Below are 18,143 nucleotides of genomic sequence, written 5' to 3'. Positions count from 1 at the left end.
CACACGAGCGCAGACAGCGGCACGTATCCGCCGGCCCATTCCACGAGGCCCGGACGTCAGACACCCGGACCGGACGGCCGGGCGCACTGTCGGCAGGTCCTCGGACTGAAGCCTGCATGCGCGTATACGGGCATACGCGCATGAGTACACCGTTGCGGGACAGTTCCGGATTCGCACCGGATTCCCCTGCGGCGACAGCGAGCATGAGCATACATCTAGTGCTGGCTTGTGGTGACGCCCCTAGATGTTGTGTCGCGGGCGTATCGGAGTGTCAACGGGCAGGTGAGGAGAGTGACGTTGGCGGGATGGGGGCGGGGCGCCGTTGTCGTGTGGCTTCGGTGGTCGGGTGCGGGTCGTGGGCGGCTGGTCGCGCACTTCCCCGCGCCCCTTGCGGGGGGTGGCGGTGGTTGGGTGGGTGCGGGTCGTGCGTGGTTGGTCGCGCAGGTTCCCGCGCCCGCCGTTCCGTGCGGGTCGTGGGTGTGGCAGCGGGCCGCCGTTGCACTTGGCTTCGGCGGCCCGCTGGGGGAGGTGTGCGGTTGTCCGTGTCGTTCCCGGTGTCCCCTCGGGACGGTCTTTCAGTGGCCGTTGCCGGCGGTCGCGGGGGGAAGATCTGTCCGGACGCCGCTGTCGCCCGCGTCGGCCGTGTAGTCCTCCGGGGCCGTCTCGTCCACGCCCTCAGGAGCCTTCACGGCCTTCAGCACGAAGGTCAGGACGACGGTGACGAGGACGTTGAGCACGAACGCCGTCGTGCCGATGTAGCCGATCTCGCCGATCCCGGGGATCTCCTTGGCGGAACCGCCGAAGTGCTTCTGCGTGGGCGAGGCGACGCCGTACGCGGCGACCGTGCCGTACACCATGCCGACCGCCCAGCCCGCGAGCAGCGCCCAGCGGTGGAACCAGCGGGTGAACAGGCCGCCGACCAGGGCCGGGAAGGTCTGCAGGATCCAGATGCCGCCCAGCAGCTGGAAGTTGATGGCGACCGTCTTGTCCATGGACAGGACGAAGACCAGCGCGCCCACCTTCACCAGCAGCGACACGATCTTGGAGACCCGGGTCTCCTGCGCCGGTGTCGCGTTCGGCTTGATGAAGTCCTTGTAGATGTTGCGGGTGAACAGGTTCGCGGCCGCGATGGACATGATCGCCGCGGGCACCAGGGCGCCGATGCTGATCGCCGCGAACGCCACGCCCGCGAACCAGTCCGGGAACATGTCCTCGAACAGCTGCGGGATGGCCAGCTGGCCGTTGTCGACCTTGATCCCGGCCGCGATGGCCATGAAGCCCAGCAGGGCGAGCAGGCCCAGCATCAGGGAGTACAGCGGCAGGATCGTGGTGTTGCGGCGGATCACCTCACGGCTGCGCGAGGACAGCGTCGCGGTGATCGAGTGCGGGTACATGAACAGCGCGAGCGCGGAGCCCAGCGCCAGGGTGGCGTACGTCCACTGGCCCGCCGCCGGCGGCGCGAGCGCCCCGCGCGGTTTCCCTGTCGCCGGGTTGGTCTGGGCGAACGCCTCGCCGGCCTTGGCGAAGATGTCGTCGAACCCGCCCAGCTTCATCGGGATGTAGATGATCGCCACCGCGATGACGATGTAGATCAGCGTGTCCTTCACGAACGCGATCAGCGCGGGTGCCCGGAGCCCCGACGAGTAGGTGTACGCGGCCAGTACGCCGAACGCGATCAGCAGCGGCAGGTCCTTGACGAACCAGTTGGTGGTCTCGCCGCCGCCCACGCCCATCACGTCCAGGACCGCCTGGATGCCCACCAGCTGCAGCGCGATGTACGGCATCGTCGCGAGGATGCCGGTCAGCGCCACCGCCAGCGACAGGCCCTTGGAGCCGAACCGGCCGCGCACGAAGTCCGAGGTGGTCACGTAGCCGTGCCGGTGCGAGACCGACCACAGCCGCGGCAGGAAGGTGAAGATCAGCGGGTAGACGATGATCGTGTAGGGCACGGCGAAGAAACCGGACGCGCCGGCCGCGTAGATCGCCGCCGGGACGGCCACGAAGGTGTAGGCCGTGTACAGGTCGCCGCCGAGCAGGAACCAGGTGACCCAGCTGCCGAACGACCGGCCGCCGAGACCCCATTCGTCGAGGCTGTGCTCGTTCTCGGCCCGGCGCCAGCGCGCGGCCAGGAAGCCCATGACCGTGACGACAAGGAAGAAGAAGATGCAGACGCCGAGCGCGACGCCGTTGACGCCGCCGTTCACTTCGCGGCACCTCCGTTCCGGGTCCTGCGGGCGCGCTGGTCACGCTGCCACAGGTAGTAGGCGATCATGGTCAGCGCGGTGGAGATCAGCACCCAGGACATCTGGTACCAGTAGAAGAACGGGATCCCGATGAAGGTGGGGTCGATCTTGGCGTACGAGCCGACCCACAGCATCGCCACGAAGGGCGCTACGAGACATAGCGCGATGACCACGCGCACCGGTGTCACCACCGGTTGTTTCACTTCGGGCGCATCCGGCATGCCTGGGCTCCATCCCCTCGTTGATCAACTGGCTTAACGCGCAGGCAATGTAGGTTACGGTGCCGAGGCAGCGGAAGACCTACGGGTGTTTCGGTAGCAAACAGCGATCCGGCAGTCGCGAAAGCCCTGGAAGGGGTCCACGGGATCCGTTTCCCGGCGGTCCCGGCCGCCCGGTGCCGGGACCCGCTGTGCGACGAACGAGGCGAACAGGGGTCCGGACGGGGGGAGTTCCCGTAGGATCCGAGAACCGCCGCGGCCGTCCGGGCGGCGGAGACATCCTCTCCCCAAAGCGCGCGAGCACGGACCAGCCGGCCGCGCCGACGATCGCGACGAGGGTCCATACGGCGATGGCTGTGACGTTCGCGGTACGCATCGGGGAGTCCTCCCGCCCGCGCGGCGCCGGACGGAGCGCGGAACGGGAACGGCGTGCGCGCCACCTCGCGCGCACGGCCCCAGGTGCCCCGTTACTGCGGGCGCTTCAGCCGTGCGACGAACTTGTAGCGGTCCCCGCGGTAGACCGACCGCACCCACTCCACCGGGTCGCCGTCCTTGTCCCGCGAGTGGCGGGAGAGCATCAGCATGGGCAGGCCGACGTCGGTGCCGAGCAGACCCGCTTCGCGCGGCGTGGCGAGCGAGGTCTCGATGGTCTCCTCGGCCTCCGCCAGGTGCACGTTGTACACCTCGGCCAGGGCGGTGTAGAGGGACGTGTACTTGACGAGACTGCGGCGCAGCGCCGGGAAGCGCTTGGCGGACAGGTGCGTGGTCTCGATCGCCATCGGCTCGCCGTTGGCCATCCGCAGCCGCTCGATGCGCAGCACCCGGCCACCGGCCGAGATGTCCAGCAGTTCGGCGAGCCGGTCGTCGGCGGTGATGTAGCCGATGTCCAGCAGTTGCGAGGTCGGCTCCAGGCCCTGGGCGCGCATGTCCTCGGTGTAGGAGGTGAGTTGCAGCGCCTGGGAGACCTTCGGTTTGGCGACGAACGTGCCCTTGCCCTGGATCCGTTCCAGCCGGCCCTCGACGACCAGTTCCTGAAGGGCCTGGCGCACGGTGGTGCGCGAGGTGTCGAATTCGGCGGCGAGCGTCCGCTCCGGCGGGACCGGTGTGCCCGGCGGCAGCGTCTGCGTCATGTCGAGCAGGTGCTTCTTCAGGCGGTAGTACTTGGGCACGCGCGCGGTACGGACGGTCGCCCCACCCTCGTTCTCCGCACTGCTGACGTCGGTGCTCATGTTCTGCCTTCCCGGCTCCGGGTGCCGAATGCGACCGATGTCCCATCGGCCTCGGATCACATCGTGGCACGGCATCGTGTGACGGGAGGCCACCCGAACGGTCCGTGATCTCCTCTGTATACCGTCGCACCCCCCGTTGGTCTAGTCCATAGGGCCCTCCGGGGGGCCGCGGTTCGCCCGAAGTGGTCCGTCCGATCTGTCGCTTGCGGAATGAAAGGTCTCTGCATATCTCGGTCGGATCACGGACGCTCGGAGCCTGCTTGAACACCCTTGACAGGCCAATTGGTCTGGGCCAAGCTCCCCCCTACTGGTCTACACCATTGGTCCAGGTCCCGGCCCCATGGGCGGTACGTAGCGCTGGCGCTGACCGCGGGGAGGCAGGGGGGTTTGTGGCATCCCTGAGGAGGGTGGCGTGAAGCGCAAGCTGATAGCCGCGATCGGTATCGCGGGCATGGTCTTCTCCATCGCGGCGTGCGGGGGCGACAAGGACGGCGGGTCGGGCGGCGCGGACGCCAAGGAGCTGACCGTCTGGCTGACCGTCGACGCGCAGAACAACTGGCCCGACCTCGTGAAGGCCGCCGACGCCGCGGTGCAGAAGAAGCACCCCGGCATCAAGATCAAGCACGAGTACTACGGCTGGCCGGACAAGAACACCAAGCTGGACGCCGTCCTCGCCACCGACAAGGCCCCCGACGTGGTCGAGATGGGCAACACCGAGATGCTGAGCTACATGGTCAAGGGTGCCTTCGCGCCCGTCGATCCGGCCAAGTTCGCCAGCTCCTCCGCCTGGCTCGACGGCCTCAAGGCCTCCGTGACGTACGAGGGCAAGACCTTCGGCGTCCCGTACTACGCCGGCGGCCGGGTCGCCAACTGGCGCAAGGACGTGGCAACTTCGGCCGGCATCAAGGCCACCCCGAAGACCTACGACGAGCTGACCTCCGACCTGGAGAAGATCCAGAAGAAGGAGGGCGACAAGTTCAGCGCCTGGTACCAGCCCACCCGAGACTGGTACGCGGCCATGTCCTTCGTCTACGACGCCGGCGGCGCCATCGCCAAGGAGGAGGGCGGCACCTGGAAGGGCACCCTCTCCTCGCCGGAGTCCCTCAAGGGCCTCACCGACTTCAAGAACGTCATCGACAAGTACATGCACGGTGACAAGACCAAGGACGAGTCCGACCGCTACATCGTCTACGGGCAGGGCAAGTCCGGCATGATCTTCGGCGCCGCCTGGGAGGGCGCGACCGCGGCCGACCCGAAGAACGACAAGACCGGAAAGCTCAAGGACAACCTTGAGAACTTCGTGATGCCCGGCCCGTCCGGCAAGAACATGCCGGTCTTCCTCGGCGGCTCCGACCTCGCCATCCCGGTGAAGTCCAAGGCCCAGGAGGTCGCCGCCGAGTGGATCAACGCCTTCACCGGCCCCGACGGGCAGAAGGGCCTGATGGCGAAGGGCAACCTGCCCAACAACACGACGGACCTCCAGACCCTGAAGAAGGACCCGGCGACCGTCGTCCCGGCCACCGCGGCCGAGTCCAGCTGGTTCGTCCCGATGGCCTCGGGCTGGCTCCAGATCGAGAAGTCCCAGGTCCTGCAGACCATGCTGCAGGAAATCGGCACCGGGAAGCAGTCGGTGGAGGCCGCCGCGAAGACGTCGGACGCCGCGATCGACAAGGTGATCAACACCAAGTGACGTGAGCGCAGGGCCCCGTGGACCCCGGGGAAGACCGGGGGCGGCGGGGGCCCTGCTTCTCGTACGGCCGCGCGGTGTCCGGCGCCGCACGGCCCCCGGGACCCGGACCCCGTACGTCGGCGCGGCCCTCCGGGACCCGGGTCTTCGTGCGGAATTCCGGCTTCCGTACGGGAATTCCACCTCGTACGACCAGAAGGACCGCTGAGGAGCGCGCGATGAGTGCCGCAGACACGACCACCCCTGCCAAGGTGCCGCCGCCGCGGCAGGCGCCACCACCGGACGGCACCCAACGGCCACGCGGAAAGCGGACGTCCGGCGGCGCGGGCATCCCCTGGGCGCTGCTCGCTCCCTGCCTGGTGGTCCTCGCCCTGGTCATGGGCTATCCGCTGGTCCGTCTGGTCACCCTGTCCTTCCAGAAGTTCGGGCAGTCCCAGCTGTGGGGCTTCCAGCCGGCCGAGTCGGTCGGGTTCGACAACTTCTCCAAGGTGCTCGGCGACGGCGAGTTCTGGCAGGTCGTGCTGCGCACGATCATCTTCGCGGCCGGCTCGGTGATCTTCACGATGGTCCTCGGCATGCTGGTCGCCCTGCTGCTGCAGCGGGTCTCCGGCTGGGTGAAGACCCTCGTCAACATCGCCCTGGTGGCCAGTTGGGGCATGCCCGTCATCGTCGCCACCACCGTGTTCAAATGGCTGTTCGACACCGACTACGGCGTCTTCAACGCGGTGCTGAGCAAACTGCCGGGCGTCGATCTGATCGGCCACAACTGGTTCGCGAACGGTCCGCAGGGCCTCGCCGTGATCATGCTGCTGGTGATCTGGGGCGCCGTGCCCTTCGTGGTCATCACGCTCAGCGCGGGCCTCACCCAGGTGCCCAAGGAACTGGAGGAGGCCGCCCGCCTCGACGGCGCGGGCGCCTGGGGCGTCTTCCGGTACGTCACCCTGCCCATCCTCAAGCCGATCATCGTGATGCTCACGACCCTCTCGGTCATCTGGGACATGGGCGTCTTCCCGCAGGTCTTCGTGATGCGGAACGGCCACCCCGAGTCCCAGTTCCAGCTGCTGACCACCTACTCCTACGACCGCGCCTTCGTGGTCAACGACTATGCGCAGGGCTCGGCGATCGCCGTGATCACCGTGCTGCTGCTGCTCGGTGTGGTCGCCGTCTATATGCGCCAGATGCTGAAGATCGGAGACGTTGAGTGAGCAGCGTGAGCAGCGTGAGCGACGTGAGTGGTACGAGCGGCATCAGCGGCGCGGGTGCCGGCGCCACCGGTGGCCGGCGCAGGAGCGGGGCCCGGTCCGGCTGGAACCTCGTCGGCCTCCTGGTCTTCTTCGTCGTCGGCTTCCCCGTCTACTGGATGGTCAACACGGCGTTCAAGCCCGCCAAGGACGCCATCGATCCGGACCCCAGCCTGCTGCCCACGGGGCTGACCCTGTCCAACTTCCGCCGTGCGCTGGACATCGCCGACTTCTGGGGACCGGTCGGGCGCAGCCTGATCGTCTCCGTGTCCGTCGTGGCCATCGGTGTCGTCGTCGGCATGCTGGCCGCGCTCGCCATCTCCCGGTTCGCCTTCCGCGGCCGGAAGATCGTGATCGTCGGCATCCTCGCGGTGCAGATGATCCCGCTCGTCGCCATGATCATCCCGGTCTTCCTGCTGCTGAACGACCTGGACCAGTACGACAAGCTCACCGGTCTGATCATCACGTACCTGACCTTCATCCTGCCCTTCACGGTGTGGACGCTGCGCGGCTTCATCGTCAACATCCCGCGGGAACTGGAGGAGGCCGCGATGGTCGACGGCTGCTCCCGCACCGGGGCCTTCGTCCGCGTCGTCTTCCCGCTGCTCGCCCCCGGCATGGTCGCCACCTCGGTCTACGCCTTCATCCAGGCGTGGAACGAGTACCTGTACGCCCTCATGCTGATGAGCCAGCAGAACCAGACCGCGACCGTGTGGCTCGGCAACTTCACCACCAAGCACGGCACCGAGTACGCGCCGATGATGGCCGGCGCCACCATGATGGCCGTGCCGATCGTCGTCCTGTTCCTGTTCGTCCAGCGCAAGATGGCCGCCGGTCTGACCGCGGGCGCCGTGAAGGGATGACGCCCCGATGACCACACTCGCCGGCGGCACCGACACCCTCACCCGCAACGCCCTTGCCGTCCTGCAGCCCGGGTTCGAGGGCACCACCGCCCCCGACTGGGTGCTGCGCCGGCTGGACGAGGGCCTGGCGTCGGTGGGCCTGTTCGGCCGCAACATCGCCTCGCCGGAGCAGCTCGCCGCCCTGACCGCCCGGCTGCGCGCCGAGCGCGACGACATCCTGGTCGCCGTCGACGAGGAGGGCGGCGACGTCACCCGCCTCGACGTGCACACCGGCTCCGGCTTCCCCGGCAACCGGGCGCTCGGCGTCGTCGACGACGTCGCGCTGACCCGTGACGTGGCCCGCGAACTCGGCCGCCGGCTCGCGGCCTGCGGGGTGGACTTCAACTGGGCCCCGGTGGCCGACGTGAACACCGACCCCGCCAACCCCGGCATCGGCGTCCGCTCGTTCGGCGCCGACCCCGCCCTGGCGGCCCGGCACGTCGCCGCCTATGTCACCGGTCTCCAGTCGGCGGGTGTGGCCGCCTGCACCAAGCACTTCCCGGGACACGGCGACACGACCGTCGACTCCCACCACGCGTTGCCCCGTGTCGATGTCTCCGCCGACCTGCTGCACTCCCGTGAACTGGTCCCCTTCCGGGCCGCGATCGAGGCGGGCACCCAGGCCGTGATGACCGCGCACATCCTGGTCCCGGCCCTGGACGCGGACCGCCCCGCCACCCTCTCCGGGCGCATCCTGACCGAGTTGCTGCGCGGCGGACTCGGCTACACCGGCCTGATCGTCACCGACGGCATGGACATGCAGGCCATCGCCGCCACCTACGGCATGGAACGCGGCACCGTCCTCGCCATCGCGGCCGGTGCCGACGCGATCTGCGCGGGCGGCGGGCCGTCCGACGAGGCGACGGTGAGCCGGCTGCGCGACGCCCTGGTGGCCGCGGTCCGCTCCGGCGAGCTGCCCGAGGAACGGCTGGCCGACGCCGCCGAGCGGGTGCGCGCCACGGCCCGCTGGACGGCCGGCGCGGCCCGGAACGAGGCCGGCCCGGCGGGGGAGGCGCCCCGCGACGACATCGGTCTGGTCGCGGCCCGGCGCGCGCTCGGGGTGACCCGCTCCGGCCGGTACGAGCCGCCGGTCCGCGCCCCGTACGTCGCCACCTTCACCCCGGCCATGAACATCGCCGTCGGCGACGCGACCCCATGGGGTGTCGCGGGGGAACTGGAGCGGCTGCTGCCCGGCACGCGGACGGGAAGCTTCTCGGGCGCGGAGGCGGGCCCGGTGGCGCTGGCCGCGGCGGGCGACCGCCGGATCGTCGCCGTCGTCCGCGACGAACACCGGCACCCCTGGATGACGGCGGCCCTGGACACCCTGCTGGCGGCCCGCCCCGACACGGTCGTGGTCGAGATGGGCGTCCCGCAGGCCCCGCCGCGCGGCGCCCTGCACATCGCCACTCACGGCGCGGCCCGCGTCTGCGGGCGGGCGGCGGCGGAGATCGTGGTCGGCGGGTAGCGGCCCGCGGCACACGAGGGCGCCGGGCTCCGGCAGGGAGCCCGGCGCCCTCGTCCGTGAGCGGCGGCCCGGGACCGGTCAGATGCCCTGCCAGTCCGGCTTGTCGGCGAAGGCGTGCCGGAAGTAGTGGGCCAGTTTCAGCTTGGCCGCGGCGGCCTCGTCCACGACGACGGTGGCGTGCGGGTGCAGTTGCAGCGCGGAGGCGGGGCAGACCGCCGCCACCGGTCCCTCCACGGTCGCCGCGACCGCGTCCGCCTTGCCCTCACCGGTCGCGAGCAGCACCAGGTGGCGGGCCTCCAGGATGGTGCCGATGCCCTGGGTGATGACGTGGTGCGGCACCTGCTCGATGTCGCCGCCGAAGAACCGCGCGTTGTCGATCCGGGTCTGCTCGGTCAGCGTCTTGATCCGGGTGCGCGAGGCGAGCGAGGAACACGGCTCGTTGAAGCCGATGTGCCCGTCGGTCCCGATCCCGAGCAGCTGGAGGTCCACGCCGCCCGCCTCGGTGAGCGCCCGGTCGTACGCCGCGCAGGCGCCCGGTACGTCCTCGGCCGCGCCGTCCGGCCCCATGAACGCGTCCATCCCGATGCCGAGCGGCTCCAGCACCTCCCGGCGCAGCACCGAACGGTAGGACTCCGGGTGATCGGCCGGCAGCCCTACGTACTCGTCGAGCTGTGCTATCCGGGCCCGCGAGGTGTCCACGGCGCCGGAGCGCACCTTCGCCGTCAGCGCCTGGTAGACGGGCAGCGGGGTCGAGCCGGTGGCCACGCCGAGCACGGCGTCGGGCTTGTGCCCGAGGAGTTGGGCCATGGCCTCGGCGATCAGTTCGCCGCCGGCCGCGGCGTCCGGGACGATGACAACTTCCACGCTGGGCCTGCCGTTCTGAAGAGGGCTGGGGGGTGCATGTGGTTTAGACCAATCTAGCAGCGACCCGGTACGGCCGCCGCCCCTCAGGGGAGCCTAAAAGGGACGCGCCGCCGCCCGTGAGCCGGGGGTGGGGGCAGCGGCCGAAATCGCCCCGGCCGGCCGGCCCCGTTCCCGACCGGGCCGGGCCAGGCTGCGAAACGCCGCTGACGAACAGTCTCCGACACATGGACACACCCACGTGGTCTAGTCCACAATGAACCAGGTACGGCGTACGGCAGGACCGTACGGCACAACCGAAGACTTCCGCCTTCCCCGCACAGGAAGGCGGACCGAGGAACCGGTGCTCTCTGCCCTGACTGCCCCGGCTCCTCATCCTTCGGCCGGCCGGGACCGCACACCCCGCGGCCGTTGTTGCTCCGGGCTGCGGTGCCGGGAGGGTTGAGGGTCCCTCTCAGGCGCCGCGGCCCGCGGGTGTTTCCGGGGCCGACAGACCGCCGGGTACGCTCGCAGATGTGCCCTCCATGAACGAACTCGTACGTCAGCACACGGCCCTCGACGACTCCGATCTCGAATGGCTGCACCTGCTGGTCTCGGAGTGGCAACTGCTCTCCGACCTCTCCTTCGCCGACCTGGTGCTGTGGGTTCCCACCGAGGACGGCACCCGGTACGTCTCGGTCGCCCAGATGCGTCCGAACACCGGGCCGACCTCCTACCAGGACGACATGGTCGGCCACCTCGTCCCGCGCGGCCGGCGGCCCATGCTGGACGTGGCGCTGGACGAGGGCCGGATCGTGCGCGAGGGCGACCCGGAGTGGCGCGAGGAGGTCCCGGTCCGGGTCGAGTCGATCCCGGTGCGCCGGGCGTCACGGGTCCTCGGCGTCATCGCCCGCAACACCAACCTGCTGACCGTGCGCACCCCGAGCCGTCTTGAGCTGACCTATCTGCAGAGCGCCTCCGACCTGGCGCAGATGATCGCGGCGGGCTCCTTCCCGTTCCCGGACCAGCAGGTCGACATGGACGCCTCGCCGCGGGTCGGCGACGGCCTGATCCGGCTCGACGCGGACGGCGTCGTCCAGTACGCCTCCCCGAACGCCCTCTCCGCCTACCACCGGCTCGGCCTCGCCGCCGACCTGCTCGGCCACCACCTCGGCCGCACCACCGCCGATCTCGCGCCGACCCGGGGACCGGTGGACGAGGCGCTGGCCAAGGTCGCCAGCGGGTGGGCGCCCCGTGAGTTCGAGATCGAGTCGGGCGACGGGGTGATCCAGTTCCGGGCGATCCCGCTCAAACCGAAGGGCGTCCGGGTCGGTTCGCTGGTGCTGCTCCGGGACGTCACCGAACTGCGGCGCCGCGAACGCGAGTTGATGACCAAGGACGCGACCATCCGGGAGATCCACCACCGGGTGAAGAACAACCTCCAGACGGTCGCCGCGCTGCTGCGCCTGCAGGCCCGGCGCATCGAGTCGGAGCGCGGCCGGGAGGCGCTGGAGGAGGCGGTGCGGCGGGTCGGGTCCATCGCGATCGTGCACGAGACGCTCTCCCAGAACCTGGACGAGCGCGTCGAGTTCGACGAGATCGCCGACCGCGTGCTCGCGATGGTCGCCGAGATATCGCCGGGCAAGGTGACCGGCAGACGCACCGGACACTTCGGCATCCTCGACGCGGAGGTGGCGACCCCGCTGTCGATGGTCCTCACCGAGGCCCTGCAGAACGCCGTCGAACACGGCTTCCGCGAGGGCGACACCGGAACGGTCGAGGTGTCGGCGGTCCGCGGCGGCTCCCCCAAGGAGGCCCGGCTGCTCGTCACCGTCCAGGACGACGGCGTCGGTCTCCCCGAGGGCTTCGACCCGCACCGCTCGGGCAACCTCGGTCTGCAGATCGTACGAACCCTGGTCGAGGGAGAGTTGGGCGGTACGTTCGATATGGTGCCTGCGCCCGAACGGGGGACGCGGGTGATTCTGGACATTCCGGTACCGGCGCAGAAGTAGCGGCGGACGGCGCGTTCGCGGGCCGGGAGCCGACGGGCCCGGGCGTCATCACCGGGCCGGGCAGCGGCCCCGCCCCGCACAGCAAAAGACCCCGGACCCTGGTCGGGTCCGAGGCCATTTGCTCGTTGCGGTGGTTCTCAAGCGCATCGGGGGTACTGCGCGCTGCGGCTCGGGGGCGGGAGATGCGTACTCGCTGCACGCGCCGCCAAGCTCAGGCCGTCCTACGGGGTGGGAGTGTCAGGCGGAGGCCTGACGGGCCCGGTTGCGAGCGGCGCGGCGCTTCATGGCGCGGCGCTCGTCCTCGCTGAGACCACCCCAGACGCCGGAGTCCTGACCGGACTCAAGCGCCCACTGCAGACACTGCTCGATAACCGGGCAGCGACGGCAGACGGCCTTGGCTTCCTCGATCTGCAGCAGCGCAGGACCGGTGTTGCCGATGGGGAAGAACAGCTCGGGGTCTTCCTCGCGGCAAACGGCGTTGTGACGCCAGTCCATGGCTGCTACCTCTCTTGATATGACGTGCGGATTGCTTGTGAATGTGAACGCTTTCACGAATCCCTCAACAAGTGAAGGGCCGACCGCCAGGTTCCCTGGCGTGGTCCTGTGGTGTGAAGAGGGGTTCCGGTGATCAATGGAGGCTGGTGTTTCAAGCCGTCCCGATCGCCACGTAGAGACTCGCAAACCTCAGCGGCGGATACAACCCCTTCCGAAAAGTTTTTTTTGATTCCTCGGTGTCGACTAGGTCACAGCCGTACTTCCATGGGGTGGAGCCTGGCCTAAACGTTCGAGTGAAAGGACTTTGGCCCATTCCGCTCACACAATCACACGCAGTGCCCGGCGTACGCCTGTGAACGTCACGCTCGTACGCAGTCCGAGATGGTCGCCGTCCATCTGAAGGGGCAGTGGCACCTTCGATTGCAAGGTGAAGCGGTCCATGTCGTGCAGGGACACGGCATGCTTGCCCTGGGGTCCGCGCTCGGGGGACGAAGTGAGCAACTGGGTGCCATAGCGGGCAACCGAGGCCGCGGACAGGCGGCTGAGCCCCAATACGTCGATGCCTTTGTCGAACGCAGCCTTAGGCGACGTATACATCGGGCGATTGCCGAGATACGTCCAGGGAGACGTGTTGGACACTATCGCCACGACAAGATCCCTGATCGGGTCCGCGCCTTCGCGTTCCAGCGTGATCGTGCCGCGCCTGCGATTCGAATCTCCGAGGAACTGCCGCAGCACCTGGCGCACATACAGGGCGTGGGTCGAGGTCTTGCCGAGTTCGCGCTGCTGCTCGACCCGGCCCACGACGCCCGCGTCGAAACCGAGCCCCGCGTTGAAGGTGAACCAGCGGGCCGGGACCGACTCGTCCTCGGTGCCCGGGGTGCCCGCGGCGAGCCCGAGCCCTACGACACGCCGGCGCCCCATGGTCACGGCGTCCAGCAGGGCGCCGGTGGCCTCGACCGGGTCATTGGGCAGGCCGAGCGCACGGGCGAAGACGTTGGTGGATCCGCCGGGGACCACCGCGAGGCCCGGCAGCCGCTCGGGGTCGGGGCCGTCGTGCAGCAGGCCGTTGACGACCTCGTTGACGGTGCCGTCGCCGCCGAGCGCCACGACCAGGTCGATGTCGTTGCTGTCCGCGGCCTGCCGGCCGAGGTCGCGCGCGTGCCCCCGGTACTCGGTGGTGACCGCCTCCAGCTTCATCTGACTGGCCAGAGCGTGGATCAGTACGTCACGCGTACGTGCGCTTGTGGTGGTTGCCGCCGGATTGACCACGAGTAGTGCACGCATGGGGTGCAGCGTACCTACTGGGTGGTACCGGGCCCAGAGCGAGGTAGGGATCCGGTAAGAGGCGGCGGCGCGGGCCTGGACACCGGGCGCGGTACGGCGACGGCTACCCTGCTGGGGTGAGCAGTGAGCAGACCCCCACCCCGGACCCCGTGGCCGCCGACGGCCCCCGTCCGCGCCGGCTGACCTGGGCGGCGGCGGTGTCCGCACTGGAGGGGGCCGCGCTGCTGGCCGGGGGCGTGTGGACGTTGGTCCGCGGGCTCGTCGGTACCCCGGACGACCGGCAGGGGGCCGTCACGCTGGGCATCACCCTGATCGTGCTGGCCCTGCTGCCGCTGCTCGCGGCGCGCGGGCTGCTGCTGCGCCGCAGTTGGAGCCGGGGGCCCGCCGTGATCACCCAACTCATGGCCCTGCCCATCGCCTACAGCCTGCTCACGGCCGACAGCGTGGCCATCCCGGCGGGCATCGTCCTCGCGGTGGTGGCGGTGGCGGCGCTGGTCCTGCTGATCAACTCCGAGACCACACAGGCCCTCGGGATCCGCGGCCCGGGCCGCCGGGAGGAGCCCTGAGGGTTCTGTCCGGGGAGGCCGCGGCGGGGAGCCGTACGGGATCGGTGCACGGGTGGGTGGCCGGACCTGGTGGCGCGGTGGAGGCCGCCGAGGGGCGGGCCCTGTTCCCCGGCGGGTTGCGCCTTCGGGCTCGGGCCCGTTTCCACTGAGGGCCGCCGCCGCGACCGTACGACCGGCTCCCGCCGTCGGCGAGAGTGCCCGCGGGCCTACTCCTCCACGAGCAGCTTCTCCCGGAGCTGGGCCAGCGTCCGGGCCAGCAGGCGGGAGACGTGCATCTGGGAGATGCCGACCTCCTGCGCGATCTGCGACTGGGTCATGTTGCCGAAGAACCGAAGGAGAAGGATCCGCTTCTCGCGCGGCGGGAGGTCTTCGAGCAGGGGTTTGAGCGACTCGCGGTACTCGACACCCTCCAGCGCCTCGTCCTCCGCCCCGAGCGTGTCGGCCACCGCGGGGGACTCGTCGTCGGTGTCGGGGACGTCCAGGGAGAGCGTGGAGTAGGCGTTGGCCGATTCCAGCCCCTCCAGGACCTCTTCCTCCGAGATCGCCAGCTTCTCGGCCAGCTCGTGCACGGTGGGGGAGCGGCCGTGCTGCTGCGACAGCTCCGCCGTCGCTGTGGTGAGCGCGAGCCGCAGCTCCTGCAGCCGCCGCGGGACGCGCACCGCCCAGCCCTTGTCCCGGAAGTGCCGTTTGATCTCGCCGACGACCGTGGGCGTCGCGTACGTCGAGAATTCCACCCCGCGCTCCGGATCGAACCGGTCCACGGATTTGATCAGGCCGATGGTCGCGACCTGGGTGAGGTCGTCCAGCGGCTCGCCGCGATTGCGGAACCGGCGCGCAAGGTGCTCGACGAGCGGCAGGTGCATCCGGACCAGCCGGTTGCGCAGCTCCGCGTACTCGGGACTGCCGTCCTTGAGCCCGCGCAGCTCGACGAACATGGCGCGCGCCCCGCTGCGGTCCTGAGGATCGTGCTGCGTGCGGGAAACGCCCTGGGCGCCCGGCGCGTCGTCCCCGGAGTATCGCTCGTGCTCGCTCATCGTCCCGCCCGTGTTCTTTCCCCGAGCCCTGGCCTCCGCCCGGACCGGAGAGGCGACCCCGGTCCGTCCCGCCGAAGGCGCGCTCTGCATGGCACCGTCCCGGCCGGCCTGCTCGGAGTGGTCCTCCGGATGCGGCCTGGCCTGTTCGGGGATGCCGTCGATGCCGTCCGCCGTGCGCCGAGATCCGCTCGGGGCGACCTCGCCCGTGGCGGGCAGCTCCCGTGTGCCGCGCTCCTCGTCCCGCATCGGCCCGTCCCCGTTCCTCACGCCGGCCCGGGTCCCGCGCCGCGCTGTTTGTACAGGCTGATCGACACGGTCTTGTCCTCGTCGACGGCCGACGAGACCTTGCCCGCCAGAGCCGACAGCACGGTCCAGGCGAAGGTGTCCCGCGAGGGCGCGTTCCCGTCCGTGGTCGGCGCCGACACCGTGACCTCCAGCGAGTCGTCGACGAGGCGGAAGACGCAGCTGAGCACCGAGCCGGGCACGGCCTGCTGCAGCAGGATCGCGCATGCCTCGTCCACCGCGATGCGCAGATCCTCGATCTCGTCCAGGGTGAAGTCCAAGCGGGCGGCGAGTCCGGCCGTGGCCGTCCGCAGCACCGACAGGTAGGCACCCGCAGCCGGCAGCCGGACTTCCACGAAGTCCTGGGTCGCGGGTTCGCCTGCGATCTGGGACACCCTCACCTCCAAGGTGGTACAAGCTTTACAGGGCCGAGGGACGCCCCTCGGGGGTAACGCGGTTCCTGGTTCAGCGGTGACGCTATCGCGCTCGGAACATTCTGTCCCCGCGACCCCAACCCCCTGGCGTCACTCACGGTAAGCTGTGAATACGCTCCGTGTCTAGGGGGCTGCGGGCCCAAATGGGAAGAGCGCGCGCCGGGTTGACGTACCCAGGCGTCAGACGGCCGAACCGTCCGAACCGGCCGTCGACATGCAGTGTCACACGAGGACGTGGTCGACGAAGCACCAGCGCCAGTCCTCGCCCGGCTCGAAGGTCCGCATCACCGGATGGCCGGACCGCTCGTGGTGCTCCGTCGCGTGTCTCCCCGGCGACGAGTCGCAGCAGCCGACGTGGCCACAGCTCAGGCAGAGCCGCAGTTGCACCGGATGCGTGCCCTGTGCGAGACACTCCGGGCAGGTCCCGCTCTGGGGGCCCGGCTCCGGGTGCGGCAGCGCGTCGGCGTGCGTGCACTGTTTCATGATTGCCAGATTACGACGGGTGTGCGGCTGGCCGCGCGGAATACGAGGGCGGGGCGAGGACATGGACGTGATGCCGCTGCTGTTGCTGGTGGCGGGCAGTGCGGCGGTGGCCGGGGCGGCCCGGCGCACCGCGGTGCCCGCGCCGCTGCTGCTGGTCGCGGTCGGCCTGGCGGTTTCGTACGTACCCGGGGTGCCCGGGTACACCCTCGCCCCCGATGTCGTCCTTCCGCTCCTGCTGCCCCCGCTGCTGTACACCTCGGCGAGCGACAGCTCGTACCTCGACCTGCGGGCGCAGCTGCGGCCCGTGGCGCTGCTCTCGGTGGGGTACGTGCTGTTCGCGACGTTCGTCGTCGGCTGGGCGGTCTATCTGATCGTGCCCGGCATGCCGCTGACCGCCGCCCTGGTGCTGGGCGCGGTGGTGGCGCCGCCGGACGCGGTCGCGGCGACGGCGGTCGCGCGCCGGGTCGGGCTGCCCGCCCGGATCACCACCATCCTCCAGGGCGAGTCCCTGCTGAACGACGCCACCGCGATCACCGCGTACCGGGTGGCCCTCGCGGCGGCCGTCGGCGAGGGCGCCACCTGGCTCGGCGGGATCGGCGAGTTCCTGCTCGCGGCCGTCGGCGGCGTCGGCATCGGCCTGGTGCTGATGGCGCCGCTGCACTGGTTGCGTACGCATCTGAAGGAACCCCTGCTGCAGAACACGCTCTCCCTGCTGATCCCGTTCGTCGCCTACAGCGTCGCCGAGCAGGTGCACGCCTCCGGGGTGCTCGCGGTCGTGGTGGTCGCGCTCTATCTGGGACACCGCGCGTGGGAGGTCGACTTCGCCACCCGGCTCCAGGAGGACGCGGTCTGGCGGATGGTCGCCTTCGTACTGGAGTCGGCGGTCTTCGCCCTGATCGGACTGCAACTGCCGGTCGTCCTCAGCGGGCTCGGCGCGTACGAGGGCGTCGCGGCCGCGGGGTACGCGGCCGTCCTCTTCCTGCTGGTGGTCGCCGCCCGGTTCGTATGGGTGTATCCGGCGGCGTTCCTGCCGCCGCTGCTGTCCGCGCGGATCCGGCAGCGCGAGCCGAAACCCACCTGGCGGGGCGCGATGGTCACGGCGTGGGCCGGGATGCGCGGTGTGGTGTCGCTGGCCATCGCCTTCTCGATCCCGCTCACCGTGCACGGCGGACACCCCTTCCCGCAGCGCAACCTGATCCTCTTCCTGACCTTCACGACGGTCATCGGGACGCTGGTGGTGCAGGGCCTGTCGCTGCCCCCGCTGATCCGGTTGCTGGACTTCCCCGGCCGCGACCCGCAGGCGGAGACCTTGACCGAGGCCAACGCCCAGGCGCAGGCGTCCCGGGCCGCGGAGGCACGCCTCGACGAACTGCTCTCCGACGAGCGCAACGCACTGCCGCCGCCGCTCGCCGACCGCCTCCGCGCGGTCCTGGAACGCCGCCGCAACGCCGTCTGGGAACGGCTCGGCGCGGTCAACCCGGTGACCGGGGAGAGCAGCGACGACACCTACCGCAGGCTCTCCCGGGAGATGATCAGCGCCGAACGCGACGTCTTCGTACGGCTGCGGGACGGCCGCTACATCGACGACGAGATGCTGCGCACGCTGCTGCGCAGGCTGGACCTGGAGGAGGCGGCGGCGTACCGGGAGGCGGCCTAGCCGCCGCCGGGCCGCCGGGCGGGGTGGCTCGGTGGCGCCGCAGAGGCCGCGGAGAACGCGTGACCGGC

Annotated in this window: 16 protein-coding genes and 1 riboswitch; of the genes, 7 read left to right on the top strand and 9 right to left on the bottom strand. The window is 70.2% G+C overall.

The features are described from left to right. Positions 1 to 95: 95 nt before the first annotated feature. Positions 96 to 186, bottom strand: a riboswitch (cobalamin riboswitch). A 389-nt stretch (positions 187 to 575) separates the two neighbouring features. The 3 genes from mctP to ACFYPJ_RS10465 all read right to left on the bottom strand — a co-directional run bounded on the left by mctP (position 576) and on the right by ACFYPJ_RS10465 (position 3,690). Continuing rightward, positions 576 to 2,204, bottom strand: coding sequence for a monocarboxylate uptake permease MctP (gene mctP, locus ACFYPJ_RS10475; protein WP_389013495.1), 1,629 nt, complete (start codon positions 2,202 to 2,204; stop codon positions 576 to 578). Beyond that, a complete protein-coding gene (locus tag ACFYPJ_RS10470) occupies positions 2,201 to 2,464 on the bottom strand; it encodes a DUF3311 domain-containing protein (protein ID WP_389013492.1) in 264 nt (87 codons plus the stop codon). Before ACFYPJ_RS10470 ends, mctP begins: the two co-directional genes overlap by 4 nt. Before the next feature lie 464 nt (positions 2,465 to 2,928). Next, positions 2,929 to 3,690, bottom strand: coding sequence for a GntR family transcriptional regulator (locus tag ACFYPJ_RS10465; RefSeq protein ID WP_389013490.1), 762 nt, complete (start codon positions 3,688 to 3,690; stop codon positions 2,929 to 2,931). Positions 3,691 to 4,102: 412 nt separating this feature from the next. On the opposite strand from ACFYPJ_RS10465, the gene ACFYPJ_RS10460 reads away from it, so the two are divergent. From ACFYPJ_RS10460 to ACFYPJ_RS10445, 4 genes are all read left to right on the top strand, one after another. Then, positions 4,103 to 5,380 (top strand): extracellular solute-binding protein, encoded by a 1,278-nt coding sequence (locus tag ACFYPJ_RS10460; RefSeq protein WP_389013487.1) that lies wholly within the window; start codon positions 4,103 to 4,105, stop codon positions 5,378 to 5,380. A 215-nt stretch (positions 5,381 to 5,595) separates the two neighbouring features. Next, positions 5,596 to 6,582 (top strand): carbohydrate ABC transporter permease, encoded by a 987-nt coding sequence (locus ACFYPJ_RS10455; protein ID WP_389013486.1) that lies wholly within the window; start codon positions 5,596 to 5,598, stop codon positions 6,580 to 6,582. A gap of 23 nt (positions 6,583 to 6,605) precedes the next feature. Then, on the top strand, positions 6,606 to 7,481 hold the full coding sequence (locus ACFYPJ_RS10450; protein ID WP_389014016.1) for a carbohydrate ABC transporter permease: 876 nt from the start codon (positions 6,606 to 6,608) through the stop codon (positions 7,479 to 7,481). A gap of 7 nt (positions 7,482 to 7,488) precedes the next feature. Next, positions 7,489 to 8,985 (top strand): glycoside hydrolase family 3 protein, encoded by a 1,497-nt coding sequence (locus ACFYPJ_RS10445; protein WP_389013485.1) that lies wholly within the window; start codon positions 7,489 to 7,491, stop codon positions 8,983 to 8,985. Positions 8,986 to 9,063: 78 nt separating this feature from the next. Here the strand turns inward: ACFYPJ_RS10445 and nagB are convergent, their stop codons facing one another. Beyond that, the gene (nagB, locus tag ACFYPJ_RS10440) at positions 9,064 to 9,849 is read right to left on the bottom strand and encodes a glucosamine-6-phosphate deaminase (protein WP_389013483.1); all 786 of its coding nucleotides are present in this window, start codon (positions 9,847 to 9,849) and stop codon (positions 9,064 to 9,066) included. 521 nt (positions 9,850 to 10,370) lie between these two features. On the opposite strand from nagB, the gene ACFYPJ_RS10435 reads away from it, so the two are divergent. Then, positions 10,371 to 11,837, top strand: a complete 1,467-nt coding sequence (locus ACFYPJ_RS10435) for a sensor histidine kinase (RefSeq protein ID WP_389014013.1) — start codon at positions 10,371 to 10,373, stop codon at positions 11,835 to 11,837. A gap of 237 nt (positions 11,838 to 12,074) precedes the next feature. Here the strand turns inward: ACFYPJ_RS10435 and ACFYPJ_RS10430 are convergent, their stop codons facing one another. Beyond that, positions 12,075 to 12,332, bottom strand: a complete 258-nt coding sequence (locus ACFYPJ_RS10430; RefSeq protein WP_003992873.1) for a WhiB family transcriptional regulator — start codon at positions 12,330 to 12,332, stop codon at positions 12,075 to 12,077. Positions 12,333 to 12,650: 318 nt separating this feature from the next. After that, on the bottom strand, positions 12,651 to 13,619 hold the full coding sequence (locus tag ACFYPJ_RS10425; RefSeq protein ID WP_389013479.1) for a diacylglycerol/lipid kinase family protein: 969 nt from the start codon (positions 13,617 to 13,619) through the stop codon (positions 12,651 to 12,653). 116 nt (positions 13,620 to 13,735) lie between these two features. Here ACFYPJ_RS10425 and ACFYPJ_RS10420 point away from each other — a divergent pair, with 116 nt between their 5' ends. Next, entirely contained in the window at positions 13,736 to 14,185 is a 450-nt protein-coding gene (locus ACFYPJ_RS10420; protein WP_389013477.1) for a hypothetical protein, read from the top strand. Between the two features lie 206 nt (positions 14,186 to 14,391). Here the strand turns inward: ACFYPJ_RS10420 and ACFYPJ_RS10415 are convergent, their stop codons facing one another. From ACFYPJ_RS10415 to ACFYPJ_RS10405, 3 genes are all read right to left on the bottom strand, one after another. Continuing rightward, the gene (locus ACFYPJ_RS10415; protein WP_389013475.1) at positions 14,392 to 15,465 is read right to left on the bottom strand and encodes an RNA polymerase sigma factor SigF; all 1,074 of its coding nucleotides are present in this window, start codon (positions 15,463 to 15,465) and stop codon (positions 14,392 to 14,394) included. 17 nt (positions 15,466 to 15,482) lie between these two features. Then, complete coding sequence (locus tag ACFYPJ_RS10410) at positions 15,483 to 15,896, bottom strand: anti-sigma regulatory factor (protein WP_389013472.1); 414 nt, start codon at positions 15,894 to 15,896, stop codon at positions 15,483 to 15,485. A 261-nt stretch (positions 15,897 to 16,157) separates the two neighbouring features. Further along, positions 16,158 to 16,418: a UBP-type zinc finger domain-containing protein gene (locus tag ACFYPJ_RS10405; protein WP_389013470.1), complete on the bottom strand. Its 261-nt coding sequence runs from the start codon at positions 16,416 to 16,418 to the stop codon at positions 16,158 to 16,160. A gap of 61 nt (positions 16,419 to 16,479) precedes the next feature. Here ACFYPJ_RS10405 and ACFYPJ_RS10400 point away from each other — a divergent pair, with 61 nt between their 5' ends. Beyond that, positions 16,480 to 18,075: a Na+/H+ antiporter gene (locus tag ACFYPJ_RS10400; protein WP_389013467.1), complete on the top strand. Its 1,596-nt coding sequence runs from the start codon at positions 16,480 to 16,482 to the stop codon at positions 18,073 to 18,075. Positions 18,076 to 18,143 lie beyond the last annotated feature (68 nt).

Origin of the sequence: Streptomyces sp. NPDC006012 (genome assembly GCF_042871185.1) — a bacterium.
Classification (GTDB): Bacteria; Actinomycetota; Actinomycetes; order Streptomycetales; family Streptomycetaceae; genus Streptomyces.
This window is presented reverse-complemented; position numbering and strand designations above follow the sequence as displayed.